The organism is Bacillus sp. KH172YL63 (genome assembly GCF_011398925.1).
GTDB lineage: Bacteria > Bacillota > Bacilli > Bacillales > Bacillaceae_B > Rossellomorea.
The window spans coordinates 3,388,075-3,413,344 of the sequence record NZ_AP022842.1; the positions used below are offsets into that span (position 1 = coordinate 3,388,075).

Below are 25,270 nucleotides of genomic sequence, written 5' to 3' on the forward strand. Positions count from 1 at the left end.
TCTGCGGTTATCTTCCGCGCCCATTACGTTGTCGCCTCTTCTGCCGCGGCATCCTCTGCGATTGTCTTCGGCTCCAAGGACTTCATCACGGTTACGGCGGCATCTTCTGCGATTGTCTTCTGCACCTTGAACACGATGTCTTCTTCTGTCGCCAAAAAGGAGTCTATCCCAGTCACAGCAATGTTTGTGGTGGCGTCTGCCGCCCCGGTCGTTACAATAATTGCATCCCATAAATTCTTACCTCCTTCGAAAGAATTTACCAGATAAAATAAAGTCTGATATACTCCATCGTATGAAGGACTAGTAGGATTGGTATGGGCCAAGTACCCCCAGTTTATGACTTTTGAGCGCCGGTCCTGCATTGCCACTGACCGATCAGCAGCAGAACGACGTGCATGAACATCGCTTCCCTGGTGATGAGGTCATTGGTAAATACCCCGATGGCCCCTTCTTTCTTGCTGATGCCGGTCCTTTTGGTGTAGTCGTCCATCAAGGGACCGAGCTCGTACCCTTCTTGTATCTTTGCGCTTATTTCCTCCGGCAGTGGAATCCGTGCACCACCGGCGATGATTTCATTCCCATTTGAATCGACCAGCGCACCCCAGTTACAGAGGATCATACCGTCAGTGGAATCAGATACCCCTCCTTCAAGACCGATCCCTATCTCACTGCCTGTGCTTTCAAGGACGCCCCTCGCACGGTTCAGTGCCCCCTCGATCGTCTCTTCGTCTGACAGGGGTTGTTCACTCACATGGGACTCGGCTTGAAGCGCCTCGAATTCCGCCTGTTCATATAACTGTGAAAAGGCTTTTTGGATCGCTTGTACCTTTGCAGGATTTTGTGTTCCGATTGCTATTTTCATATGACATTGCCCTCTTTCTCTTTGGCGCTCTCTGCCCCATTTTTTATCATAAAAAAGCTGCCCCAATATATTGAGACAGCTAAGGTTCCTTTACGATCAGCCATTGGAGAGAATGGTATCGATCGTAGAGCGGTCACATTGCTTGACCAGCTTGACGATCAGTTCTTTGGCTGCCGCATAATCGTCCACATGAATCATGGATGCGTGTGTATGGATGTATCTTGAACAGATTCCGACTACGGCACTCGGCACTCCTTCATTGGACATATGCACCCTTCCTGCATCAGTGCCGCCCTGGGAGACGAAGTACTGATAAGGAATATCGTTTGTTTCAGCTGTATCGAGGATGAATTCCCTCATTCCACGATGCGTCACCATGGAGCGGTCAAGGATGCGGAGGAGTGCTCCTTTGCCAAGTTGACCAAATTCATTTTTATCACCTGACATATCATTTGCAGGACTCGCGTCAAGTGCGAAGAAGATATCAGGATTGATCATATTCGCTGCGGTCTGTGCCCCGCGCAGTCCGACCTCTTCCTGGACCGTAGCCCCTGAGTAGAGGGTGTTTGGAAGGGTGTGACCTTGTAATTCCTTTAACAATTCAATGGATAATCCACAGCCGTAGCGGTTATCCCATGCTTTGGCCAGGATTTTCTTTTCGTTTGCCATCGGCGTGAACGGACAGATCGGCACGATTTGCTGACCGGGCTTGATCCCGATTTCACGTGCATTTTCCTTATCATCTGCACCGATATCGATCAGCATGTTCTTCATATCCATCGGCTTTCTACGCTGCTCTTCTCCAAGCAAGTGCGGCGGTATGCTTCCGATCACACCGGTAACCGGACCATTGTCGGTGATGATCTGCACACGCTGCGCAAGAAGGACCTGGCTCCACCATCCTCCGAGGGTTTGGAAGCGGATCATTCCATTGTCGGTGATTGATGTGACCATGAAGCCCACTTCATCCATATGACCTGCGACCATGACCACGGGCTCCTTTTCGCTGCCGTTTCTGACACCGAACACACCTCCCAGGCGGTCCTGTACGATTTCATCCGAGTACTTTGAAAGCTCTTCCTTCATGTATGCACGCACCGCATGCTCATTCCCCGGTGCCCCCGGTAATTCTGTCAGTGTTTTAAACATATCAAGTGTATCTCGTTTCATATATCAACTGCCCCTTTTGTTTAATCTCTTCACTATGTATAGTTTCATTTTACAGAACTTTCTCACCTCTTACCACCGATTGAGATGAAAAGCAGTTCTCTTTTTGTCAATTTCTTTGTTAGAATGTACCTATGGCATACAAATTATCAATCGGCTCCGGGAAGGAATCAACATTCCCGGTCAGTACACGTAAAAAAACTCAAGGTCTGTGGAGGGAAAAAGGATGAATTGGAAATCTTTCGTAGTTGGAATCGGAATCGGCGCAGTTGGCGGATACTTACTCAAAGAAAGGCTCGACGATTCAAGCTTCATTTCTGCTGAAAAAGTTTTAAAAGACGTTAAGCTCTCATTTAAGAAAGAAGGCAATATCGACGGCTCCTGGATCGGTATGAAGCCTGAAGACTACCACAAGCACTCCGTTTCCACTAAAATCTACAAAGGCGGCGTCTCCAGACGTAAAAACGGAGAATTGGAGCAGTACGAATTTTTAGCTGATGCCTATACGGGCACAGTGATCGATGTGTATCCGATATCTTAAAAAAGAAACATAAAAAGGGATGAACCGCCACGCGCGGATCATCCCTTTGTTTTATTCCCTTTCCCTCAACACGCTGTCGACGACTTCTCCGTCACGGTTCCATTTGATGCCTCTATACTTCGCATCATGATAAAACAGGAACCAGGCTTCCTGATCGATCGCCTGCGTGATCCATTTTTCTTTCGCTCCGATCGATGTCATGGGATAGTCATCATACGCCAGGACCCAGAGGGGATTTTTGTGGGCATGGGTCGGCATCAGGTCTGCCATATGGATGAAATTCTCCCCGTTACATTCAAAATGGATGATCGAATGGCCATCGCTGTGGCCGCCGGTATGGACCATGGTGATACCAGGGAGCACTTCCTTTTCCCCTTCGAACGTTTCCACCTGAGACTGAATGCCTTCCCAGTTTTCTTTCCAGTATGTATTCCGTGATCGGACATTCGGATTTCTCATCTCATCCCATTCGATCCTGGAAGTATGGATGACGGCATTAGGGAACACGGATACAGCCTTTCCGTCTTCAAATTTCGTCAAGCCGCAAGCGTGATCGAAGTGCATATGCGTCATCAGGATCACGTCAATGTCATCCGTCGTCAAACCGAGTGCCGCAAGGGAGGCTTCAATATCAGACTCTTCCTTTACCCCATAATTGCGCTTTTGTTTGTCATTCAGCTTGCCCTTTCCCATTCCTGATTCAATCAGGACATTCTTCCCTTCCCATTTGAAAAAGAGGGGATCGGTGCGCAGTTCGATTTGATTCAGGTCATTGACTGCATATTTTTTTGACCAGAGGGGCTTTGGGACCACCCCGAACATGGCGCCGCCGTCCATATGGGTCACCCCGCCGTTCAGCCAGTGTATCGTTAGATCTCCAACCTTCAATGTTTCCATCTTTACTCCTCCTTTGTTCGTCCTCTTTTATTTTATCAGAATGTGCTGACAACTTATAGGAGGTTGCTTTCAGCCCTCAGATTTCATTTAGTTGACGCCAAGAAGTGCCCATCCTCCTGATGATAGGGTCAGCTGCAAAAAAAGTCCGAACGCTTTCGAATCTCTGTTAAGATCATCGAAAGCGTTCGGACTCGTTTGTAATGTAAAGAAGCAGTTAAATCAAGACTTTACAGAATCAATTCTGAAACTGTGCTTCAACACGATAAATTCTCTGGCCCTTGGCTGAGAATTTTTCTTCGTATTCCGTCATGATGTTGCCTTCGAAATCGCTGTTGTGCAGGTCAAGACTTAAGAAATTCAGGTGAAGTCCGTACCATGAGAAGCTTTTGAGCGAGTATTCGAACAGACCCTGGTTGTCTGTTTTAAAGTGGATTTCTCCGGATTTAATCAGGATTTGTTCATACATCGTCAAGAAATCCTTGTATGTCAGGCGGCGCTTCTCGTGACGGTTTTTCGGCCATGGATCAGAGAAGTTCAGGTAAACCCTGCTCACTTCACCACTTTCAAAGTACTCAGTCAGGTTTCGCGCGTCAACATTCAATAGCTTCACATTTGGAAGCGCTGCTTCGATCAGGCGATCCAGCGCGGTGACGATCACGCTTTCGTACAGCTCGATTCCGATATAATTAACATCCGGATTGGCTTTTGCCATTTCCGTGACGAATTGGCCTTTCCCAGTTCCGACCTCGATATGGACCGGATTGTCGTTCCCAAATACTTCATTCCATCGACCTTTTTTATCCTGGGGTTCTGCCACCACATATTGCGGGTGGTCACTGATTTTCTCAGAAGCCCAAGGTTTATGACGTAAACGCATGTAGACACCTCTTTTTTTATTATCGAAAAAAACATACCATGACTCTCCCCCGTGCGCAAGGGCTAATATAGGACAGACAGGCAATCGCGCCCCCGAAAATATTGGGCGAATAATTGAAAAAGGAATTCACACACTAGTAGTGAATTCCTTTTTCGAGTCTGATCATTTGAAAGGCTTGAGAAAGTACGATGATTAATGAAAGGGTGTATCGTATGCCTTTAAATTCACAGAATCAGATGCAGTTGTTATCAGATATTTTAAGCAATCATTCGACCGATTGCTGCGGTTCGGTTTCTGAATGCGAGCAGGTTGAGCGTTTGGTGAAGTCGTTGATGGTCAATGCTGATATTCATGAAAACGTGAAACCCGTTTTACAGGAAATTTATCAGTACAGCCATGACGGGATTTCTTCGTCAGACTTAGAGAACCATATTACGACGAACAAACAGAACCTGTCCCAATGGGTAACGGATATGAACAGTTACTCTTGATTCAGATGACTTTATGCAGGTACTGGATCCAGTGATTCATTTCATGGAAGCGGGCCTTGCCTTTGTGCCACTGAATCGAAAGGATCGTCTGTGCCACCACATACCATTTCATGCGCAGCTTCAAGTTATCGGTGAGTTCCACACCGTATTGAGTCAACCAGCTTTCCCACTCATCTTCCGGGATATACCAGTATAACAGCAAGCCAACATCAAATGCAGGATCCGCGATCATCGCTCCGTCCCAATCGATCAAATACAACTGGTTGTAATCAGAAAGCAGCCAGTTGTTATGATTTACATCACCGTGACAGACTACATATTCTTCCTGTTGAACCTCTAACAGTTCTTTTTGAAGGAAAGCCAGCGCCTCCCTGATGATCGGCAATGAAAGAAGATCGAATTCAAGGCCTGTTTCCACTTCCGTCAGCATGTGCTCCGGCTGGAACGGCTCTTTTCCCAGTCGCTCAAGCATTGTCGAGAGCGGCTTTGAGGAATGAATTTTGTTCAGGAGCCTTGCCACCCGTTCATCCTTCATTTCTTCCGGTTTTAATTCTCTCCCATTTAACCAGTGTTGCGCTGTTATGACATCCCCGTTTTCAAGTCTTTTTGTCCAAACGAGTTTGGGTACGATCCCTTCAGCTGACAGAACAGCCACAAAGGGGGAAGAATTGCGCTTGAGGAATAACCTCTGCTCCTGATACTGAGCAAAGAACGCTTCTCCGGTCGCACCGCCTGCGGGGACGATTTCCCAATCTTGGTCAAATAAGTGTTCCAATATATTCACCTTCTATTGGTCCTTTGTCATGTTTATATCTTCATATAGATGATTATTTTAAAATTGATTGAAATGACATTTTACGAAAAAAAGTTCTTATAAAATAAAAAAGACAGCTATTGGGCAATACAAATCAATAGCCATCTCTTTTGATTTTATCGTCATCTTGTTTATTCGTCAAGCACTGGAATGAACTGTCATCTCACAAACACATAGGAAGATACCGGTTCAAGGGTGATCACTGACTCCTTCAGCTCGTATAGCCCCCCGACGTCTGCAGCGTTTCCGTCTGATAAACAGATCCAGCCTCCCCCTTCCGGAAGGGCATATTCACAACCCTTTGCATCCGCATGAAAGACCATGAAGATGTCATTCCAGGGTCCGTATGGATGCACATTCCTGTAAGAGACGACAACGAGATTCTCAATCTCGTGGGAAACCGACACATGCTGCCTGATGAGTTCACTGCTGTGAAAACGGAAGGCACCGTGGCTTTTACGGATTTGAATCAGCGCTTTCACATACTGAACCACATCGTCATATCTTTCCCTTCTGAGCCAATCAAGCTGATTGATCTCGACCGGGGAATTATAGCTGTTCTCAACCCCTTTTTTCGTCCGGAAGAATTCCTGTCCGGCATGAAGGAAAGGGATGCCTTGTGACAGCAGGACCATGGTCGTCGCCAGTTTATGGCGCAGTCTCAGCGTTTCTTCATCTTCGTTCATGCACGCCTGCATTTTATCCCACAGCGTGTGATTATCATGTGATTCCACATAATTGACAGATTGGGTCGGATCCTTGAACAGTCCCCGCTCCCCTTCTTTCATTCCTACGCTCCCGGTCAGGACGAGTTCGACCTTTTGTTCGAGGTGGCCCTGGCCGAGGGCGAATCCCTTATCGTATAAATTGAATGTGCTTCCCTTGATCGTGTCCCTGAACCAATCATTAAATTGACCGATTCCCGGGAGCTGTTGGGCATTTCGCAAGTTTGCTTTGTGGTGGGGAGGCAGCGGTGTATTCAAATCCCAGCCCTCTCCTATGATGATCGCTCCGGGGAGGCGGGCGTCCACCTCTTTGCGGATCATGTTCATCGTCTCCACATCAAGGATGCCCATCAAATCAAAGCGGAAGCCGTCCACGCCGTATTCGGTCATCCAGTACAGAATCGAATCGACGATGAATTTCCTCGCCATCAGCCGCTCTGAGGCAAAATCGTTCCCTACCCCGGTCCCGTTTGAAGGGAGGCCGTTTTCATCATGGCGGAAATAATATCCCGGAACAAGCTTCTCAAAGGAGGATTCCTCCCTGATGTACACATGGTTATAAACGACGTCCATGATCACCCGGATGTTCTCTTCGTGCAGGCTTTCAATGACCGCCTTTAATTCCTTAATCCGCTCAGCCGGATTTTCAGGATTTAAGCTGTAGCTCCCTTCAGGTGCATTGAAGAACAGCGGGTTGTAACCCCAGTTATAGCTTGTGTCGGACGGGCTGTCGGTCACTCCGCCGAAATCATTCACAGGCAGTAACTCTACATGCGTCACCCCGAGTTCTTTTAAGTAATCAACCCCGGAGCTGTAACCATTCGGTGTCGAAGTCCCCCGTTCTGTGAAGGCACGGTATTTCCCTTTGAACGTCATCCCGCTCTCTTTCTGTGCTGAGAAATCACGGATATTCAATTCGTAGATGACCGCATCTGCCGGGGAATGAAGAGGGGGTAAAGGCTTGTTCTGCTGACCCGGATCCACGATGCACCCCCATTCACTGTCGACTGAGACAGACTTCGCATAGGGATCGACAACTTCCTCCCAAACCAGGTTGATGCAGGGAAGGATCGTATAGGAATATCCCGTGACATCGGTATTCACCTGACATGCCCAGACACCGTTTTCAGTCCGTTCATACGGGTACTGAATCTCTTCTCCGTCCGGGGACCGCAGCTTAAGGCGGACCTCTGTCGCAGTCGGTGCCCACACTTTGAAGATGGTGCGTCCCTCTTGGTATGTAACACCAAGGTCGTTTCCATCGTAGAAATAGCGCTGATCGAATTCTTCTGTACGGATGACGGCACCGATCTGCAGGTCTGTTGTTGTCTGGTGTTCATCTATGATTTCGTAGTGTTCCCCCAATATGACCTTCTCTCCCTGCAGCGTCGTGACATATTTCATCGCGTCATTCAGGGGCGTCTTTTCTTCGATGTGCAGGGCAATCATTTCATCCCCTTTGATCAGGGAGAAATGACTTGATTCTCCCCCATGGTAATCGTAGGGAAGGATCATGGTGATCGTCTGAAAGGTATCCAAGAATGCATCGTACTGCCTGCTTATGACTAACACTTCTGTCACCCACTTCTGTTTAACATTTTCCAACTCAATGGAAGAACATGCACATCCAGTTCCTTTCCTTTCTTCAAAGCCTCCACCGTTTCTCCATCTGCATGGATGGGTACATCCTGATCGGACCGGATCGTGATCCTCTCACCCGTTCCCGAATATACCTCCTTGAAAGCTGTATGTTTCCCTAAGAACACGGAGAGAAAGACAAGGAGTAATTTCCACCGTGACAGTCCATGGACAATGGTGAAGTCCAGCTCACCGTCGGCCGGGGAGGCAAGAGGGGCGATTTTCATCCCTCCGCCGAAATAAGGCTGATTCGAGATCGTCACGAACCATACTTTGTGAAACACTTGTGTCTTTCCGTCTATCGTGCCCGTCACTGTAAAGGGCCGAAAGGTGAGCGCTTCTTTACAGACGAGGATTGGATAAATCAACTGACCGAGTGACCATCTGTTGAGCCATTTCTTGAATGAAGAGAGATTGGCTTTCCGGGCAATTTCCGCATCGAATCCTATTCCTATATTATTCACAAAATGCCCATTTGCTCCGTCATTCAATGAGAAGGCACCCGAATCCAGGTTGACGGTTTCTTTTTCCATGAATCGTTGTTTTATTAAGGTATATGCTTCAGATTTTTTGTTAGGCCAATTATAGCCCCTTGCAAAATCATTGCCACTTCCTGATGGAATATACCCTATCACCACCTGATCAAAACCGATCGCACCCCTGATCAGAGAGTTCATCGTCCCGTCCCCGCCGACTCCGACGACCAGGATCTGCTCATCAGGTGAGCGGGCGACCAGGCGGGAAATAATCGTTTTCACGTCACTTGGATGTTCGGTGATAAACACTTCGTGGGGGATATCGATCTGCTTCCGGAACGCTTCCCAGGAAGACAATGAATGCTGATTCTTCGCTGATGGATTCACAATGAAGATCGTTCTCATGTCAGATTCTCATCTGATGCAGGTGCAGCATTCTCCCACTGAAGCCTTTTGAAGGAAGTGGTCTGACAGTACTCGAGCACCGCTTGAGCAGCCTTCAGCTGCACGCTTTTGATAGGGGATGTGCTGGAACGCTGCTTCTGGAACCACGCTGGATGCTGGCGCTTGTCAAGGAACTGAATCCCTGCAGGTGCCTGTGGATAGTCGATATAACCGTTTCTGCTGATGACAGCCTGATGGATCGGAAGCTCCACGCCTGCATGTCGCATAATCTGATGGATGATCCGCTCCATCCTTTTCAAACCGATGAGCGGGTTCAACACCTTCTTCTCCATGTCTCCCCACTTTTTCAGCCAGAATCTATCCCCTGAACCAAGATAAGCCGTCCCGTCTTCAAACTCCAGGAATGTCAGGCACCAAATCCCTGTCGGCGTGATCAGGATCGTCTCGAGTTCCACTGGCGCGTTTTTGATTTTCAGGATCGGGTTGTAGAGAACGAAGATATTATCCGGGAACCGCTGCAGTAAATAATGAAGCCGCTCGTCATAGTGGTAGCTGTTATCCACGTAGGATTTTTCCATAATCGTCGAACTTGCCCAACGCAATTGGAACTCATATACCATATCGAGAAAAGACAGCTTCAGTTCTTCCTCTGACTGGATGCCATGATTGGTGTCCATCTCGAATTCAATGTCTTCGTCATCAGGTTCTGCAGCCTGAACGTCTGCCTCCTCCTCTTCTTCTTTCTTTTTGAAAAAGGAGAAAAGCTTTTCTTTCATTGTGTTTCTCTCTTCCTCTGACTCTTCGACAGGAAGAGGTTCGGGGAGCTCCCCGGTTTCCCAATGTTGTTTCATTTTTTCCCACTGCTGCTTTTTTAATCGGACAAATTGGGAAGGATATCTATATAAATCGGTTTCATATCGTGAAACATAATCTTGAAGTTTAATCAGCTGTGCCATATGGATCGTTCCTTTCATGACGGTCAATTTGCTGTAACGGGAATGTATATAGCGCTTCGTATTTCGGAAGCCGGTCTAGGTGTGTTTGATATAAAACAATGCTTTGCGGCATAAATGAATGCGATGTTTCAGGAAGGAACGGCTCAAGCCATTCATGGGTGAAAGGCTTGAGCCCGGCCCATTTTCTTCCTACAGTGATATGTGGTGAAAATGGACGCTTGTCAAGCACATACCCCTCTTCCTCACAGGAGTCATACACCCGGTCCCTGAGATGCTGCAACTGCGCCGAGTCCTCTGCCCCCATCCAGAAGATTCTGGGCTGATCACTTTTCCCGAAGGTCCCGAAGCCGTTCAGTGTCAATCGGAAAGCGGGACGGTACACATCCCCCACCTTTTCGACGACCGGACCCAGATCCCCTGCACTTCCAAGGAAGGCGAGTGTGAGATGATAATCTTCGGGATGCACCCATTTCTTGAGGGCTCCTGCAGCCTGCAGCGGCTGCACCTGTTCATTTATCCAGCGTTTCGTTTCTTTCGGCAAAGAAAGCGCAAAGAAGTAGTGGGGGTTCGACATATCATCCGTCCTTTCGATTGTTATTACCATTTTAGCAAAATGTGTCATAAGAGAGAATCACAACCGTGAAATGCAATAAAATTGAAATACAAAGCTAATTTATTTGATAAGCTTTATCTGAATTAGTACAGTAGAAGTAGAAACATTTTCTGAAAGGAAGTTGACGATGAAAGTAGTACAAAATATAGCCGAACTGATCGGGGACACACCCCTTGTTAAATTGAACCGTCTGAATCCAGAAGGCGGAGCCGATGTATATGTGAAATTGGAATTCTACAATCCGAGTAAAAGCGTGAAGGACCGGGCTGCCTACCAGATGATCGTGGAAGCGGAAAAAGCCGGCCACCTGAAGGAAGGATCGACCATCATCGAGCCGACGAGCGGGAATACAGGAATCGGCCTTGCCATGAACGCAGCAGCGAGGGGCTATCGGTCCATCCTCGTGATGCCTGACACGATGACCCAGGAGCGCATCAATCTCCTTAAAGCCTATGGAGCGGAAGTCGTATTGACACCAGGGGATGAAAAAATGCCAGGTGCCATCGAAAAAGCGAAAGAATTGACGAAAGAAATCCCGAACAGCTTCATGCCGATGCAGTTCGAGAATGATGCCAATCCGAATGCACACCGAAAGACGACGGCACTTGAAATCGTGGAAGCGATGAAAGAAATCGGCAAACCGCTGTCAGCCTTTGTCGCGACGGCAGGAACCGGCGGGACGATCACCGGTACTGGCGAAGTGTTGCGGGAGCATTATCCGGACCTTTCCGTACACGTCGTCGAGCCGGCAGGATCCCCGGTCCTTTCTGGAGGGAAGCCAGGAAAGCATAAGCTTGTCGGCACAAGCCCAGGGTTTGTACCTGAGATCCTGAATACAGATGTGTACGATAAAATCCATAAAATCGAAGACGAACAGGCCTATGATATCGCCCGCAGAATGGCGAGCGAAGAAGGGATACTGGTCGGACCGTCTTCAGGTGCTGCCTGCTATGCAGCCATTGAAGTCGCCAAGACGCTGTCACCTGACGATGTGGTCGTCTGCATTGCATGCGATACAGGCGAAAGATACCTGTCGAGCGATCTGTTCCGATTCTGATCGATTTCTCCAAAGAAAAGAGGCTGTGCCATTGTCGGCACAGCCTCTTTTCTTATTTTACATTGTGATAGTGGGTGATGAATTGTTCGGGAGAAGATCTCACGACAAATGTCCAAACCCCTTCAATCGTATGGAGATACAAAAATGTATAGTAAGCGGACAATGCCCTGCTCGTCACATCCATCACGTCTTTGATGACGAATGTCCTTTTAGGCGTGACGATCCGGTCGCTGTATAAATAAAGATACTCCTCTGTCTCCACCGTGATCTGCCGGTTGTCTTCTATCCTTCGCTCAGTCTTCATAAATGGTTGTGAACAAATCAACATCTACTGCCTCCAACTGATTTAACGATTCTTCCTGTTCCTGAACAGGGATTGAAGCTTCTTCGTGACGGTACCCGGTTTCCCGTCACCGACCGCCTGCCCGCCGATCTTGACGACAGGCATCACTTCTGAAGTGGTACTTGCAATAAAGATTTCTTCGGCTCCTAACAATTCAGACACCGTAAACGCCTCTTCCCGGAATGGGATGTCATGTGCCTCACAAAGGTCTTTGATGACTCTCCTTGTAATGCCGTTTAGGATCAGATTCGTAGCAGGATGGGTAAAAATGCTGCCATCCCTGACGATGAACGCATTCGATGACGACCCTTCCGTCACCGTATCCCCCCGGTGGAGGATTGCTTCAAAATGACCTTCTGAAGCCGCTTCTTCCTTTGCAAGGAGATTCCCCAACAGATTCAGGCTCTTAATGTCACAACGCAGCCATCTGATATCTTCTGCAAGCTTCGCAGTGACACCCTGCTCCATCATAGCTGACGGGACAGGGAAGTCTTTCGTATAAGCAACGACACTTCCCGGCACTTTCCCTGAAGGGAAGTGATGCTGGCGGGGAGCAACCCCCCGTGTCACCTGGACATACACAATCCCGTCTTTCACCCCATTCGTCTCGATCAATCGAAGAAGAAGCGAAGTGAACTCCTCCTGGGTATATGGGATGACAAGCTTCATCTTTTCTCCACTTTCATACAGCCGATCCATATGTTCCTTCATGGTGAACGTGTTTCCGCCGTATACCCTGATCACTTCATAGATACCGTCCCCGAATTGGTAGCCACGGTCCTCAATATCGATTTTCGCATCGTCACGTTGTATCAGTTCCCCGTTGACAAAAACTGTGCTCATTCTCTTCTCCCCCTCATGCCTCTTATGCCTGACAAGCTAATTCGTAAATCGCCTGGGCATAAATTGCCGTTGCTTTTAATAGGTCCTCTATAAACATATACTCATCCTTCTGATGGGCAATGTCTTCACGTCCCGGGAACAGGGCACCGAAAGCCACACCTGATTCCAGGCTGCGGGCATACGTCCCTCCGCCGATGCTTAATAATTCACCACGTTCACCGGTTTGTTCCTCATACACCTTTTTCAGCGTTTGGACGAGTTCATCATCCTTTGACACATGGTGAGGCTTGCTGTCAGTGAAGTTCTCGATGGCATATCCATCGATGTTTTCGACGATGCTTTTTCCTTTTTCCATATCAAAAGTTACCGGATAGCGCATGTTCAAGCCAAGGCGTCCGCCTTCAGCTTCTGAATAGCGCAGTTTGCCGACATTGATCGTCAAGTCGCCGGTGATGTCATCGGTATAGCTGACGCCGAGTTCAATCCCCCTTGAATCTTTAAAGAAATGCTTGGCCGTGAAACTGAAGAACTCCTTCCCTTGGGAAGTCAGCGGCAGCTGTGTTAAGAAAGCAGCCAGGAACAGGCCGGCATTCTTCCCGTTGTCAGGCTCCATCCCATGTGAAGATACACCTTCCACTTCAAAAATCAGTTCTCCATTTTCGATATAATAGCTTCCCTTGATCTCTTCTTCCTTCATGAAAATCTCGAAATTCTGCACCCATTTCGTATGATCTTCATCGACGAAAAGAACAGCCTTTGCATAATCAGGCACCATATTGTAGCGTCGGCCCGACTCAAAGGAAAGAACCTTGATGCCGGCATCTGCGTCTTCTGCCGTCTTTTTCTGTACCAGATCATAATCAGCGATCCCTTTTTCCGCATGGATGATCGGGAAATCGGCATCCGGGGCAAAGCCGATCGTCGGCATTTCCTCTTTGCTGAAATAGTGATCCACACATCTCCAGTCGCTTTCTTCATCGGTCCCGATGATCATCCGGACACGCTTAGAAAAGTCAGGGTCAAGATCCTTCACGATTTTCATCGCATAATAAGCAGCCATCGTCGGTCCCTTGTCATCGATCGCCCCACGTGCGTAAATCTTCCCGTCCTTCACTTCACCGCCATACGGATCAACACTCCAACCGTCTCCTTCAGGAACAACATCCACGTGACAAAGGATCCCGAGGAGATCCTTTCCTTCTCCAAACTCAAGATGACCTGCAAGATGGTCCACATTTTTAGGAGTAAAGCCGTCTTTTCCACCTAATGTCAAAAGATAATCAAGCGCTTCTTTCACGCCTTTGCCGAGTGGTGCATCATCGGTGGCATTTTCTTCATCCAGCACGCTTTTGATCTGAAGGAACTTCTGTAAGTCCTTTATCAAATCATCTTTCCGCTTCTCCACTTCGTTCATCCAATTTATACTCATTCGGTTACACCTGCTTCATATGTATTTATTTCACTTATCATTTTATACTGTTTGCCGGTGAAATCCAAACGGAAGAAGCCTGCTGCCCGACAGCCCTCAACCTCAGGAAAAATAAAAAATACATATTTTTAGCATTTTCTTCATATTATAGGAATATAGACACGGATTTACCAACGTTAATTGTTTGTAAATTTGGACAATATTCTAGAATTTTTGTCGGATTAGCGTTACAATATACTTGTCTGACATCTAGAGGATAAACTTTTATGAAGAAAAGGGGTTGTCTAAAGCGCATAGTACATATGGTAGCACGTGAGGTGCACAAACGACGATGTAGTCTTTTGCCTTTGGAAAAATGATGAGGGAGTGGTTTTTTGAAACCTTCAACCAATCGTATGCTAACTAGAATCAAAGCTGTATACATGTACATCAACAAGAAAGGTACTGTAACAACCCAAGATCTTGTAGACGAATTTGGCATTACTCCTCGCACCATACAAAGAGATCTCAACGTGTTAGCGTATAACGACCTCGTAGAAAGCCCAAGCCGTGGTCAATGGACAACGACAGAAAAGAAAGTAAAGATGACATCATAAATGAGAAAAGAGCTCAGTACACCCGCAGCTGAAATAGGGATCTGCTTTTTCGGCTGGTTGGCTGATCCGTCTGCGGAGACTGCTCTGACAAATACAAAGACGAAGGCACCCAATCGGGTGCCTTCGTCTTATTCATTATTCAGGCTTAAATTCCTTCAACAGCGTGACTTCCTCTTCCGTCAATTCCCGGTACTCGCCGAGTGCAAGGTCTTCATCAAGCGCAAGCGGTCCCATCGTCATGCGTTTCAGATAGGTGACACGCTTCCCTACACTTTCGAACATCCTTTTCACCTGATGGAATTTACCCTCGGTGATCGTCAATTCGATTTCTGACGTCAAACCGGATTTTAAAATGGTCAGCTCCCCTGGTTTCGTTTCGTAACCGTCGTCGAGTGTCACCCCGTTCTTGAAGGCTTTCACGTCCGCTTTCGTCACCATTCCGTCAATCACCGCAAAATACGTCTTCGGCACATGCCGTTTCGGTGAAAGCAGCTGATGGGATAACTGACCGTCGTTCGTGATCAGCAGGAATCCTTCTGTATCTTTATCAAGTCTCCCGACCGGGAAAGGGTTGAAAATTTGATCTTCCAATTGAAGTAAATCTATCACCGTTTCCTCCCGGCCATCCTCGGTTGCCGAGATGACCCCTGGCGGCTTATTCATCAGGAGGTAGACGTATTCCCGGTACTCGACCGTTTCACCGTAAAGCATGACCGTATCTTTTTCAGTATCAATGTGGATCTTTCCGTCCTTGACGACGTCTCCATTCACCTGAAGACCGCCGTCCTTTAATAATTTCTTCACTTCTTTTCTGCTGCCGTATCCCATATTGGCAAGCATTTTGTCGATTCTCATATATTAAACCTCCATTATTTATTTTGCAGTTTTTAAAGATTCACTATGACCGCTCTATCAACTATTTCTTATTTAAAACGACAGACTCGAGTGATAGAGCAAGTGCACAGTAAAAAGTAACCCCTTGGAAAAGAAAAAGGGATGATCGGCATCCATCATCCCTTTTTTCATTTATCCGATCCGCAGTTTGCTCCGTATCTTCGTCACCCGGTCCCCGAACAATCTGTCGGCCAGTTTGCTCCGAAGGCTGAGGTAGAAATACACGAGCGCCCCCACTCCGCCGCAGATGGCGACAAGCAGGATGGCCTGGAAACCTGATTCCGGATTGAGGAAGTTGACGAGCACGGCGTACAGCGCCAACACAATGACCGCCATCACCCCGTTCAGGGCGCCGATGAACATCGTCCTCCTGAGGATCAAACCGAATTTGTAATTCGCATATTTCTTGATAACGTACAGGTTAATCAGGATTGCGACTGTATAGCCGATCGTTGTCGCAAGCACCGCCCCTTGAGTTTCTAGGAGGCGGATGAGCGGAATGTTCAGGACAAGCTTGAGAAGCAAGCCGACGAGCAGGCTGAAAATCGTGAACTTCTGCTCATCAATTCCTTGAAGGATCGCTGCGGTGACCGCGAATAGCGCGAAAAGGATCGCAACAGGAGCATATGAACGCAAGATGGACGTTCCAAGCATGTCGCTGTGATAAAACAACGTATACATCGGTTCAGCCAGCAGGGCAAGTCCCAACGCAGCCGGCACAGTCAGAAACAACAGGATCTGAAATGTTTGATCGATATTCCGGCGCATCGTTTTCCGGTCACCGCTCGTATATGATGTCGTGATCAGCGGAATCAGCGTCATGGAAAACGCTGTCGCCAATGACACGGGAATAATTACGAGTTTATGGGTGTAAAAATTCAATACGGCAAAGGCGTGATCCGATATTCTCGCGTTCCCGATATCATCCATCGCTGTATTGAAAGTGATTTGATCGACGAGCTGAAACAAAGGATTCGCAAGTCCCACGAAAATGAACGGAATCGAATAGGCGATGATTTCTTTGTACATCGATTTCAGCGATACTTCTTCATTTCCCCGGTCCTCTTCCAGCAGTTCATCGAGATGGGGCTTCCGTTTATACCAATACCAGATCAGCGCCCCGAGACTTGCAAGTCCGCCGACAAACGCTGCAAATGTCGCGACAGAGATAGCTGTCGTGACCGTACCGTCCAAAATGTTCAGTACCACATAAATTCCGCCGAGCAGGAAGACGATGCGGACGATCTGTTCAATCACCTGAGAAACCGCCGTCGGTCCCATAGACTGATGACCCTGGAAGAATCCCCGGATCAAACTCATGAACGGAATGATGATAAGCGCGAAGCTGACGGCCCTGATGACGGTCGTTACCTGGGCAACGGAAATGACCTGCTCATCACTTTTGATTGTCATTTCGGCAAAAATCGGTGCGAAGGCATACATAATGAGGAATGACACAACCCCTGTCAGCGTCATCAGCAAGAGGCCCGATTTAAACAATCTCCTGCCGACCGCATATTCCCCTATGGCATTATATTTTGATACAAATTTCGAAACAGCCAGCGGCACACCCGCAGTGGCCACAGTCAAAAAGATGGTATAGGGTACATATCCATATTGATAAAGAGACGCCCCTTCTTCATGACCTTTAAGCAAATCATCAAACGGTATAACATAAAAAAGACCTAAAAACTTCGAAATAAAGGTCCCTAACGTTAAAATAAACGTTCCTCTTATTAATTTAGACGACATAGTATCCCTCTCTATCTATCCCGCTTCCCTTTTAGACAAACAAGATAGTAACATGCTTAAAAATTTACACACTATCAGTAGTGTACTACTGTACGATTCGAATGACAATTTTTTTCGAATTGTTGTTTTTAATTCCCAACGCATTTAAAATAAGGAGAAACTTCTATTGAACAAGCGAAGTAGCAAAACTAAAAGTTGGTGGAAAAATGGTAAAGAAATATGATGTCATAGTCATAGGCGGAGGACCGTCAGGCTTGATGGCAAGTATCGCAGCCGGAGAGCAGGGCGCAAAGGTCCTTCTTGTAGATAAAGGAACAAAACTTGGCAGAAAGCTCGCCATTTCAGGAGGCGGACGCTGCAACGTGACGAACCGGCTTCCGGTTGAAGAAATCATTAAGCACATCCCTGGGAACGGACGGTTTTTATACAGTGCGTTTTCAGAGTTCAATAACGAAGATATCATCGCTTTCTTCGAGAACCTCGGCATCCGCTTGAAAGAGGAAGATCACGGACGGATGTTCCCTGTTTCAAACAGGGCGATGGATGTCGTGGAAGCACTGCTGAACCGGATGAAGGAATTGAACGTGGACACACGCCTCTCCACAACCGTGGAAGAAGTATTGTACGAAAATGGCCAAACGGCCGGCATCCTCCTGAAAGACGGAGGAACCATCGCCGCGGACGCAGTCGTGATCGCGGTTGGCGGTAAATCTGTCCCCCACACAGGATCAACGGGAGACGGATACCCATGGGCGACAAAAGCCGGGCATACGATCACCAATCTATTCCCGACCGAGGTTCCCCTCACATCGGACGAGCACTTCATCAAGAAAAAAGAGCTCCAGGGTCTCTCATTGCGGAGCATTGATCTCAGCGTTCTGAATCCGAAAGGGAAAAAGATCATCACCCACAAGATGGATATGATTTTCACCCACCTTGGCATTTCAGGTCCTGCAGTGCTTCGCTGCAGCCAATACGTCGTAAAGGCCATGAAGAAATGGAACCTGACCCACGTGGACATGCAGATCGACGCCATGCCAGAGCACAATGAAGAACAACTTTTCCAATCGCTTCACAAACAGGTGAAAGAAGACGGAAAGAAAGCAGCGAAGAATCTGTTCAAAGGACTGGTGCCAGAAAGATACCTGTTATTCCTGCTGGACCGGGCCGACATCGATCAGGATGAAAAAGGAGATCACATCTCCTCTGAAAAAATCCGTCATTTCACTAAGCTTCTAAAACAATTCACGTTCAAAGTGAACGGCACGTTATCGATCGATAAAGCATTCGTGACCGGAGGCGGCGTGTCGGTCAAAGAAATCGAGCCGAAAACGATGGCATCCAAGAAAATGAACGGCCTCTTCTTCTGCGGAGAAGTGCTCGACATCCACGGATACACCGGCGGATACAACATCACATCCGCCCTCGTCACCGGCCGCCTTGCCGGCTTCAATGCCGCTCAAGTGTAAACAAAAAAGGTTGATCCTCATCCCATGAGCGATCAACCTTTTTTATTTCCGATACACGACCATCGCAGAAAAACAATAGATCTGATCCTCCACTTCCTCCGATATGGCCGCAACATGATATTTAATATCCACGATTTTTTTATCATCAAGCTTACTGAGAAAATGGTTCATATCTTTCTCCAAATCTTTCTCATGCTCGTAGTCAAACACCTTTACCTGGATCATGGGGAGACCTCCTTGAATGGTTTTGATACTAGTATTGTCAGAATATTCGTTTTTGAAACAGTGGGAATCGTGGTTTTTTTTGGGGGGGTGGTGATGTGTTGGGGTTCGTTGATGTTTTGGGATTCGCCGATAAATGTTGGATTTCGCCGTTAAAATTGAGAGATCGCCGTTATATTGAATATTTCGCCGATAAAGTCACCTCACGATCAAAATCAGTAGCTCCCTCTCCAGTCACACAGGCGCTTTCATCTGAAAAGATCATTTTACATAAAAAAACACACCCCTTTTTCACCAAAAGAAGTGTGTTTCACAAACTCATTCAACATTATTTCTTTGCAGCTGTTTCACCGGACCAGTTCATCATGCCGCCTTCCATGTTCACCACTTTATAGCCTTGATCCTGCATATAGTGGGCAACGTTTCCGCTGCGGTTACCTGAACGGCAGATAAAGATATATTCTTTCTCTTTATCAAATTGATCCAATGACTCAGGGATTTCACCCATCTTGATATGCTTCGCGCCCGGGATCATGCCCTCTTCTACTTCTTCATCTTCACGAACATCCACCAACAGCAGGTCTTCTCCCTGCTTCAACTTCTGCTCCAACTCATCCGTTGTAATTGTCTTAATATCCATCATCATCTTCCTTTCCACATTCATTCACCATGATTATACCAAAGCCCGTCCCCAGAACAAAAAATTCAGACCAAAAAAGGACAAGAAGAGGGACGGACCTCAACGAAATCCTGTTCTAAAGCGATTTCCGCTTCAAAACAGGCCGTTTTGGAGGTCCGTCCCCAATCATCAGTTTGCGACGATGTTAACTAGTTTGCCTGGTACAGCGATGACTTTGCGGATGGTTTTGCCTTCGATTTGTGTTTTGATTTCTTCGTTTTCCATCGCTGTTTTTTCCAGGTCTTCTTTGTTCATGTCCCGTGGGATCATGACTTTGGCTTTTACTTTACCGTTCACTTGAAGGACGATTTCGACTTCGTTGTCGACTAGCTTCGATTCATCGAATGTCGGCCATGCTTCGTAGGAGATCGTTCCTTCGTGACCAAGCTTGCTCCAAAGTTCCTCTGTCATATGAGGCGCGATCGGAGACAGTAGCTTGATGAAGCCTTCTACATATTCTTTCGGAAGGGTGTCAGCTTTGTATGCATCATTGATGAATACCATCAGCTGTGAAATCCCTGTATTGAAACGAAGTCCTTCGTAGTCTTCAGTCACTTTTTTGACGGTTTGGTTATACGTTTTGTCAAGGGCGCTGTTCGGTACATCCTTCACTTTAGAAGACAGTGATCCGTCCTCTTCCACAAGGAGGCGCCATACACGGTCAAGGAAGCGGCGCGCTCCGTCAAGGCCGTTCGTGCTCCATGCGATGGACGCTTCAAGTGGCCCCATGAACATTTCGTATAAACGAAGGGTGTCTGCACCGTGTGATTCCACGACTTCATCCGGATTGACGACGTTCCCTTTTGATTTACTCATTTTTTCATTGTTTTCACCGAGGATCATCCCTTGGTTGAACAGCTTCTGGAACGGCTCCTTCGTCGGTACTACGCCGATATCGTAAAGGAACTTATGCCAGAAACGTGCGTACAGCAAGTGAAGGACGGCGTGCTCGGCTCCACCGATATACGTATCGACCGGAAGCCAGTCGTCCATTTTCTTCGCATCGGCAAGGGCTTCTTCGTTATGTGGATCAATATAACGAAGATAGTACCAGCAGCTTCCCGCCCATTGCGGCATCGTATTGGTTTCACGACGGCCTTTTTTGCCTGTTTCAGGATCTTCGACGTTCACCCATTCACTGATGTTCGCCAGTGGTGATTCCCCTGTACCGGACGGTTTGATTTCCGTCGTCTTCGGAAGGACAAGTGGAAGCTCACTTTCAGGAACGGTCGATGTCGTACCATCTTCCCAGTGAATGACTGGAATCGGCTCACCCCAGTATCGTTGACGGCTGAATAACCAGTCACGCAGGCGGTATGTCACTTTCTTCGTACCGATGTTTTTCTCTTCTAACCAGGAGATGGCTTTTTCAATCGCTTCTTCCTTCCCTAACCCGTCAAGGAAGCCGGAGTTCACATGATCACCGTCACCTGTGTATGCTTCCTTCTCGATGTCGCCGCCAGCTACGACTTCAACGATTGGAAGATCGAATTCTTTTGCGAACTCATAGTCTCTTTCGTCATGGGCAGGAACGGCCATGATCGCTCCGGAACCGTAGCTCATCAGAACGTAATCAGCGATCCAGATTGGCATTTTCTCTCCATTTGCAGGATTGATTGCATATGCGCCCGTGAATACACCGGTTTTTTCTTTCGCAAGATCTGTACGCTCAAGGTCGCTCTTAGACTTGATTTTGTCGATGTACTCATCCACTTTCGTGCGCTGTTCGTCTGTTGTGATGTCTGCGACAAACGGATGCTCAGGGGCAAGTACCGCGTACGTCGCACCGAAGATTGTATCAGGGCGAGTCGTGAACACGTCGAATGATTTGTCATGTCCGTCGATGGCAAATTTCACTTCTGCCCCTTCAGAACGGCCAATCCAGTTACGCTGCATATCTTTGATGCTTTCAGGCCAGTCGACATCTTCCAGATCTTCTACAAGACGATCTGCATATGCCGTGATCTTCAGCATCCACTGCTTCATCGGACGTCGCTCTACCGGATGTCCGCCGCGCTCACTTTTTCCGTCGATGACTTCTTCGTTCGCAAGTACCGTACCAAGTGCCGGACACCAGTTCACGGCAACTTCGTCCACATAAGCCAAGCCTTTTTTATAAAGCTGGATGAAGATCCACTGTGTCCATTTGTAGTAGCCCGGATCTGTCGTATTCACTTCACGGTCCCAATCATAAGAGAAACCAAGTGATTTAATTTGACGGCGGAACGTATTGATATTTTTCTCTGTGAATTCTGCCGGATCATTCCCTGTATCAAGGGCATATTGCTCTGCAGGCAATCCGAATGCATCCCATCCCATCGGGTGAAGGACATTGTATCCCTGCATACGCTTCATGCGGGAAAGGATGTCTGTTGCCGTAAACCCTTCCGGATGTCCTACGTGCAGACCTGCACCTGATGGATACGGGAACATATCCAGTGCATAGAAATTGGATTTTCCTTCGTCTTCCGTCGCTTTGAACGTTTTGTTTTCTTCCCAATATTGCTGCCATTTCGTCTCAACACTTTTATGATTAAAACTCATATTGAGATCCTCCTTTGATAGTTGAAAGGCCTGGACCTTTCTTTTTGAAAAAAATAAAAAAACTCTCATCCCAAATAAATATTTGGGACGAGAGTTTGTATAGACATTCTCCCGCGGTACCACCCACATTAGTGTACACGCACTCAGCTTCATTCATCCTTAACGCGGAAAACGGCAAGTCTTACTGATTGTTTCACACTTGCAACTCAGCAGGCGAGTTCATGATGTTCCTGGTTGACTTTCACCATCCGTCAACTCTCTAAGGCAGAAAACCGTCATTACTACTCCTGATCAACGTTTCAATATAGATAAACATTATATGTATTCACTATTTTAGTGAAATTTATTCAGAAGCGCAAGCCCATTGTTGTTTTTTTGTGAAACAGGGAGGATGGTGTTGTAGAATAAGACTGTTTTTGTAAACTTTGTACTTTTAAACAAGCGAGATGCGGTTGATTGCAGCGAGAATCAACTGTTCAAGATAAATTGTTACACAATTACAATAAAACCAATTGTTCTCCATGAATACAATGACCACAGCAAAACTACTACTTTGTACCTTTTCTAAATACTCTGTCCCCATCAGCAAAAATTTCTTCAAACCATAGTTTTGACAGACCGATTAGGGTGCACCTTATAGTCTGATAATAACAACAATCTTTACGAAAAGTGCCAGTAAAAAAAAGCAGCCCCCTAAAGAGGCTGCCTCATTCCAAATCTTCTATTGAACCGTGTAACCGCCGTCTAACACGACGGCCTGGCCGGTGATGCCCCTTGCCTGGTCGCTGCAGAGGAACATGGTGTAGTCGGCAATTTCTTTCACGTCCAGCAGCCTTTTTTGCGGGACGAGTGGGTAAATGACTTCTTCGATCACCCGCTCAAGGGGGATATTGCGTGTAGCCGCAAGGTCCCCGAGCTGATTCCGGACAAGCGGGGTGTCGACGTATCCTGGACAGACCGCATTTACCGTGATGCCGTGGGCCGCCGTTTCCAACGCGGCCACTTTCGTCAGTCCGATAACGCCGTGTTTGGCAGAATTATAGGCGGCTTTTCCAGAGAATCCGACAAGGCCGTTAATGGATGCCATATTGATGATCCTTCCCGTTCCCTGCTTCTTCATATGAGGAAGCGCATGTTTGATTGCGACAAACGGCGCTGTAAGCATGACCTTCAGCAGAAGCTCGAATCTTTCAGTCGGAAATTCTTCGATATGGGACACATGCTGCAATCCAGCGTTATTGATGAGGACATCAAGCCTTCCGAAATGTTCTACCGTTTTGTCCAGCGCCTCCTTCAGTTCCTCTTCAGAGGTCACGTCGCACTGCATTCCTATTGCTTCATATCCTTGGGCTTTCAGACTGTCTGCAGCTTTCTCCGCTCCTTCAGCCTGAAGGTCTGTGAGGACGACTCTCGCACCGGAGGCCGCAAATTCCTTTCCGATTTCAAAGCCGATTCCTTGAGCGGCACCTGTGATGAATATTACTTTATCTTTAACCATGAGAACTCCTTTCTTAAATCCCTACTCCAAATGAGAATAATAAAATGGCAAGTGCCAATCCAAGCAGCGGCACGATGACCGTCAAGGCCCCTACAGCGCCGTATGCCTCTCCATGTGTTTCATTACAGATCGATCTGATCGTTGTAACGACATAGCCGTTATGCGGCAGGGAATCCAGCGCACCTGAAGAAATCGCGACAACCCGGTGAAGGGCTTCCGGATTGACGCCCATGTCCACATAGTGGGGTGCAAGAATCGGAAGTGCAATCGCCTGACCGCCCGATGCTGAACCGGTCATACCGGCAATCACACTGACCGCGATTGCTCCGCCGATGAGCGGGGATCCAGGTATATTCGTCATCACCTCGACCGCTGTAGCGAAAGCCGGCACCGCTTTTGCCACCCCTCCGAAACCGACGACGGCCGCCGTGTTCCCGATTGCGATGAGTGCACCGATCGTTCCTTCAGAAACTGCTGACCAGAATCCTTTGAAGTATGCGCGATTCAGCACATACGCAGAAATCACCCCGCCGAGGAGGGCAATGATCAGAGCAGATTGCTTTAATGAATCATGGAAGGAGAACGCCAGAACAAGCACAACCAATAGGGGGATCAATCCCATGAACGGGTTTGGCAGCGCCCTTCCTTCATCAATGACCGGATCCTCTTCCCTCGCCGAGAACCGCTCGCCCTTGTTGACCGCTTTCGTGATCATACGCTTTAACCACCAGTAACCGAATACAGCCATGAAGACGGCCACAATCAAGCTGACCTCCCAACCTGCATAGGGCGTTGTCCCCAAGTGTTCAATCGGGATCCAGTTCTGGATTTCCGGTGAACCGGCCGACGTCATCGTGAAAGTGACCGAACCGAAAGCCAGGGCAGCCGGTATGAAACGTCTCGGCAGATCAGCCTGCTTGAACAAGCTGACAGCCATCGGGTAAACCGAGAAGGCCACAACGAACAAGCTCACCCCACCATACGTCAACACAGCACACGCAAGGACGATGGCAAATACGGCATATTTCATCCCGAGCTTCTCTACGACAAAGCGGGATACACTATCCGCAGCCCCGCTGTCTTCCATCACTTTCCCGAATACAGCACCGAGTAAGAACATCAAATACCAGGCTGCGACAAAGCTTGTGAAACCGGACATATAGTTCGTGACAAGATCCGCTTCCCCTTCCCCCGCCAGCTGCGGGAACAGAGGCATTCCGCTCAGGACCGCGACGAATAAAGCAGATATCGGCCCCACCACGAGGATATTCATCCCCCTCATTGTTAAAAAGATCAATAATAACAGTCCGCCAATCAAACCAATCATACTTAACATGATATTTCCCCCTTTACGTTCAAAAAGTCTTTTTGTAATCGGTTACATTTTTAAACTCTGTACTCCTTTCAAAAAATAGCTCACTCTTATTCATGCAACAATTGTGCCAACTTTCAGATTAATGAACAAACAAGAGAGCGTTGTCA

At 47.5% G+C, this 25,270-nt stretch carries 25 protein-coding genes and 1 other annotated feature; of the genes, 5 read left to right on the forward strand and 20 right to left on the reverse strand.

Annotated elements, in window-relative coordinates; genetic code table 11:
- Positions 1–23 precede the first annotated feature (23 nt).
- The 3 genes from KH172YL63_RS21775 to KH172YL63_RS17315 all read right to left on the reverse strand — a co-directional run bounded on the left by KH172YL63_RS21775 (position 24) and on the right by KH172YL63_RS17315 (position 2,032).
- Entirely contained in the window at positions 24–155 is a 132-nt protein-coding gene (locus tag KH172YL63_RS21775; protein WP_269475171.1) for a hypothetical protein, read from the reverse strand.
- 179 nt (positions 156–334) lie between these two features.
- Complete coding sequence (locus KH172YL63_RS17310; RefSeq protein WP_173107278.1) at positions 335–862, reverse strand: DUF84 family protein; 528 nt, start codon at positions 860–862, stop codon at positions 335–337.
- A 96-nt stretch (positions 863–958) separates the two neighbouring features.
- Positions 959–2,032 (reverse strand): M42 family metallopeptidase, encoded by a 1,074-nt coding sequence (locus KH172YL63_RS17315; RefSeq protein ID WP_173107279.1) that lies wholly within the window; start codon positions 2,030–2,032, stop codon positions 959–961.
- 223 nt (positions 2,033–2,255) lie between these two features.
- On the opposite strand from KH172YL63_RS17315, the gene KH172YL63_RS17320 reads away from it, so the two are divergent.
- Positions 2,256–2,570, forward strand: a complete 315-nt coding sequence (locus tag KH172YL63_RS17320) for a PepSY domain-containing protein (RefSeq protein ID WP_173107280.1) — start codon at positions 2,256–2,258, stop codon at positions 2,568–2,570.
- Positions 2,571–2,621: 51 nt separating this feature from the next.
- On the opposite strand, the gene KH172YL63_RS17325 is transcribed toward KH172YL63_RS17320, so the two are convergent.
- Together KH172YL63_RS17325 and trmB are read right to left on the reverse strand one after the other, a co-directional pair.
- Positions 2,622–3,467, reverse strand: coding sequence for a YtnP family quorum-quenching lactonase (locus KH172YL63_RS17325; RefSeq protein ID WP_173107281.1), 846 nt, complete (start codon positions 3,465–3,467; stop codon positions 2,622–2,624).
- 235 nt (positions 3,468–3,702) lie between these two features.
- On the reverse strand, positions 3,703–4,344 hold the full coding sequence (trmB, locus tag KH172YL63_RS17330; protein WP_173107282.1) for a tRNA (guanosine(46)-N7)-methyltransferase TrmB: 642 nt from the start codon (positions 4,342–4,344) through the stop codon (positions 3,703–3,705).
- A 212-nt stretch (positions 4,345–4,556) separates the two neighbouring features.
- Between trmB and KH172YL63_RS17335 the strand changes: the two genes are divergently transcribed.
- Positions 4,557–4,835, forward strand: coding sequence for a YtzH-like family protein (locus KH172YL63_RS17335; protein ID WP_173107283.1), 279 nt, complete (start codon positions 4,557–4,559; stop codon positions 4,833–4,835).
- Between the two features lies 1 nt (position 4,836).
- Here KH172YL63_RS17335 and KH172YL63_RS17340 read toward each other — a convergent pair whose 3' ends face one another.
- The 5 genes from KH172YL63_RS17340 to thpR all read right to left on the reverse strand — a co-directional run bounded on the left by KH172YL63_RS17340 (position 4,837) and on the right by thpR (position 10,423).
- Positions 4,837–5,610, reverse strand: a complete 774-nt coding sequence (locus tag KH172YL63_RS17340; protein WP_173107284.1) for a phosphotransferase family protein — start codon at positions 5,608–5,610, stop codon at positions 4,837–4,839.
- A 197-nt stretch (positions 5,611–5,807) separates the two neighbouring features.
- Positions 5,808–7,946 carry a type I pullulanase gene (gene pulA, locus KH172YL63_RS17345; protein WP_173107285.1) on the reverse strand — a complete coding sequence of 713 codons (2,139 nt, stop codon included), beginning with the start codon at positions 7,944–7,946 and terminating at the stop codon, positions 5,808–5,810.
- A gap of 5 nt (positions 7,947–7,951) precedes the next feature.
- A complete protein-coding gene (locus KH172YL63_RS17350) occupies positions 7,952–8,893 on the reverse strand; it encodes a diacylglycerol/lipid kinase family protein (protein WP_173107286.1) in 942 nt (313 codons plus the stop codon).
- Positions 8,890–9,744 (reverse strand): nuclease-related domain-containing protein, encoded by an 855-nt coding sequence (locus KH172YL63_RS17355; protein ID WP_232066053.1) that lies wholly within the window; start codon positions 9,742–9,744, stop codon positions 8,890–8,892. The genes KH172YL63_RS17350 and KH172YL63_RS17355 overlap by 4 nt, the downstream gene beginning before the upstream one ends.
- A gap of 88 nt (positions 9,745–9,832) precedes the next feature.
- Positions 9,833–10,423 carry an RNA 2',3'-cyclic phosphodiesterase gene (thpR, locus tag KH172YL63_RS17360; protein ID WP_173107288.1) on the reverse strand — a complete coding sequence of 197 codons (591 nt, stop codon included), beginning with the start codon at positions 10,421–10,423 and terminating at the stop codon, positions 9,833–9,835.
- Between the two features lie 166 nt (positions 10,424–10,589).
- On the opposite strand from thpR, the gene cysK reads away from it, so the two are divergent.
- Positions 10,590–11,519 carry a cysteine synthase A gene (cysK, locus tag KH172YL63_RS17365; protein ID WP_173107289.1) on the forward strand — a complete coding sequence of 310 codons (930 nt, stop codon included), beginning with the start codon at positions 10,590–10,592 and terminating at the stop codon, positions 11,517–11,519.
- 52 nt (positions 11,520–11,571) lie between these two features.
- On the opposite strand, the gene KH172YL63_RS17370 is transcribed toward cysK, so the two are convergent.
- The 3 genes from KH172YL63_RS17370 to pepV are packed head-to-tail and all read right to left on the reverse strand — an operon-like array spanning position 11,572 to position 14,134.
- Positions 11,572–11,847 carry a hypothetical protein gene (locus KH172YL63_RS17370; protein ID WP_173107290.1) on the reverse strand — a complete coding sequence of 92 codons (276 nt, stop codon included), beginning with the start codon at positions 11,845–11,847 and terminating at the stop codon, positions 11,572–11,574.
- Between the two features lie 18 nt (positions 11,848–11,865).
- Positions 11,866–12,705: a D-amino-acid transaminase gene (gene dat / locus KH172YL63_RS17375; protein WP_173107291.1), complete on the reverse strand. Its 840-nt coding sequence runs from the start codon at positions 12,703–12,705 to the stop codon at positions 11,866–11,868.
- Positions 12,706–12,727: 22 nt separating this feature from the next.
- Positions 12,728–14,134 (reverse strand): dipeptidase PepV, encoded by a 1,407-nt coding sequence (pepV, locus tag KH172YL63_RS17380; protein WP_173107292.1) that lies wholly within the window; start codon positions 14,132–14,134, stop codon positions 12,728–12,730.
- 374 nt (positions 14,135–14,508) lie between these two features.
- On the opposite strand from pepV, the gene KH172YL63_RS17385 reads away from it, so the two are divergent.
- A complete protein-coding gene (locus tag KH172YL63_RS17385; protein WP_173107293.1) occupies positions 14,509–14,730 on the forward strand; it encodes a DeoR family transcriptional regulator in 222 nt (73 codons plus the stop codon).
- A 135-nt stretch (positions 14,731–14,865) separates the two neighbouring features.
- Here KH172YL63_RS17385 and KH172YL63_RS17390 read toward each other — a convergent pair whose 3' ends face one another.
- Both KH172YL63_RS17390 and KH172YL63_RS17395 read right to left on the reverse strand, forming a co-directional pair.
- Positions 14,866–15,585, reverse strand: coding sequence for a pseudouridine synthase (locus KH172YL63_RS17390; protein ID WP_173107294.1), 720 nt, complete (start codon positions 15,583–15,585; stop codon positions 14,866–14,868).
- A gap of 171 nt (positions 15,586–15,756) precedes the next feature.
- Positions 15,757–17,376, reverse strand: a complete 1,620-nt coding sequence (locus KH172YL63_RS17395; RefSeq protein WP_173107295.1) for a putative polysaccharide biosynthesis protein — start codon at positions 17,374–17,376, stop codon at positions 15,757–15,759.
- A gap of 206 nt (positions 17,377–17,582) precedes the next feature.
- On the opposite strand from KH172YL63_RS17395, the gene KH172YL63_RS17400 reads away from it, so the two are divergent.
- Positions 17,583–18,845 carry a BaiN/RdsA family NAD(P)/FAD-dependent oxidoreductase gene (locus KH172YL63_RS17400; protein ID WP_173107296.1) on the forward strand — a complete coding sequence of 421 codons (1,263 nt, stop codon included), beginning with the start codon at positions 17,583–17,585 and terminating at the stop codon, positions 18,843–18,845.
- A gap of 42 nt (positions 18,846–18,887) precedes the next feature.
- Here KH172YL63_RS17400 and KH172YL63_RS17405 read toward each other — a convergent pair whose 3' ends face one another.
- The 5 genes from KH172YL63_RS17405 to KH172YL63_RS17425 form a co-directional block, all read right to left on the reverse strand.
- Entirely contained in the window at positions 18,888–19,070 is a 183-nt protein-coding gene (locus KH172YL63_RS17405; protein ID WP_173107297.1) for a sporulation protein Cse60, read from the reverse strand.
- Positions 19,071–19,395: 325 nt separating this feature from the next.
- Positions 19,396–19,710: a rhodanese-like domain-containing protein gene (locus tag KH172YL63_RS17410; RefSeq protein ID WP_173108263.1), complete on the reverse strand. Its 315-nt coding sequence runs from the start codon at positions 19,708–19,710 to the stop codon at positions 19,396–19,398.
- A 165-nt stretch (positions 19,711–19,875) separates the two neighbouring features.
- Positions 19,876–22,290: a leucine--tRNA ligase gene (leuS, locus tag KH172YL63_RS17415; RefSeq protein WP_173107298.1), complete on the reverse strand. Its 2,415-nt coding sequence runs from the start codon at positions 22,288–22,290 to the stop codon at positions 19,876–19,878.
- A gap of 80 nt (positions 22,291–22,370) precedes the next feature.
- Positions 22,371–22,594: a binding site (T-box leader), on the reverse strand.
- 417 nt (positions 22,595–23,011) lie between these two features.
- Positions 23,012–23,788: a 3-hydroxybutyrate dehydrogenase gene (locus KH172YL63_RS17420; protein ID WP_173107299.1), complete on the reverse strand. Its 777-nt coding sequence runs from the start codon at positions 23,786–23,788 to the stop codon at positions 23,012–23,014.
- 13 nt (positions 23,789–23,801) lie between these two features.
- The gene (locus KH172YL63_RS17425) at positions 23,802–25,124 is read right to left on the reverse strand and encodes a GntP family permease (protein WP_173107300.1); all 1,323 of its coding nucleotides are present in this window, start codon (positions 25,122–25,124) and stop codon (positions 23,802–23,804) included.
- Positions 25,125–25,270 lie beyond the last annotated feature (146 nt).